This window comes from Pedobacter cryoconitis (assembly GCF_014200605.1).
Classification (GTDB): domain Bacteria; phylum Bacteroidota; class Bacteroidia; order Sphingobacteriales; family Sphingobacteriaceae; genus Pedobacter; species Pedobacter cryoconitis_B.
This window is the reverse complement of sequence record NZ_JACHCE010000022.1, coordinates 1-1171: the sequence shown is the minus strand read 5'-3', so window position 1 is coordinate 1171 and position 1171 is coordinate 1. Positions and strand designations below refer to the sequence as shown.

Sequence of the window (1171 nt, the reverse complement as noted above, 5' to 3'; positions counted from 1 at the left end):
CAGGAAGCAGGAGGTATTTCCAAATTTGACTTGTCTTTATTTGCTTCAGAGCATTCCGGATGTTTGTATTTGAGTTTGGTTTATTCTACTGCGCTGTTTAGCGAATCTTCGGTCAGTCGTTTTGGAGATTATTTTCAGCAGATGATCAAGGCTGTGGTTGCAGATCCTGGTATTCAGCTTTGTAAGCTTGACCTGCTGTCCTCAGCTGAACGTTCTCGTTTACTGGAATTGGGAAAAGGTGCTTCCGCTAGTTATACTACTGAAAGAACTGTGGTAGATCTGTTCTGCGAACAGGCATTGAACTATCCGGATGCCACGGCTATCGTTTTTGAAGATCATGTGTTAACTTACAGAGAACTCGATCAGTTGTCAAACCAGTTAGCATCCCGTTTGCAATCTTCTCATCAGATAGCAGCCGGTGATACAGTAGGTATTTGCCTTGGACGCAGCGGGCTGATGCTGGTGGGTATCCTTGGGATATTGAAAGCAGGCGGGGTTTATGTCCCATTTGATATAGATTATCCGCAGGAGCGTAAAAGTTATATCTGTGCTGATGCTGGTATTTGTTTACTGCTTACTGTAACTGATCATGTTTTTGATGTAGTAGATTATTATAGCGGGGCAATTCTGGCACTTGATGTTGAACTTGACCTGACAGCTGATCGTGATAGTTATTCAAGACCAGTTGTTGCTATTCATGGAGAGAGCCTTGCTTATATCAGTTATACTTCAGGAAGTACAGGTAATCCTAAAGGGGTGATGGTACCTCATCAGGCAATTCTTCGTTTGCTGAGTCTTTCAGATATTGTACTGGATAAGAATACGGTTACTCTTCAGTTGTCTTCTATATCTTTTGATGCCGCAACGTTTGAGATCTGGGCTGCACTTTTAAGTGGAGGTAAGGTGGTTATCGGTGGAGACGGTGCTATTGATATCAGCAGGTTAAACAGTCTGATTGAAAAAGAGGGTGTGAATACCTTATGGCTGACCTCCGGACTTTTGGATCAGTGGGCAGAGAGTGATTTGTCAGGATTACCTTTACGTTATCTTTTATCTGGTGGTGATGTTGTTCGGGCTTCTTCAGTAGTTAAGGTTTACCGTCAGTTAGCAGCAGTTCGTATTTATAATGGATATGGACCAACAGAGAATACCACTTTTACGTGTTGTTACC

The 1171-nt window shown here is 42.6% G+C and carries 1 protein-coding gene; it reads left to right on the top strand.

Annotated elements, in window-relative coordinates; translation table 11 throughout:
* The coding region (locus tag HDE68_RS26330) for an AMP-binding protein (protein WP_183885707.1) at positions 1–1171 on the top strand (1171 nt) is incomplete at both ends.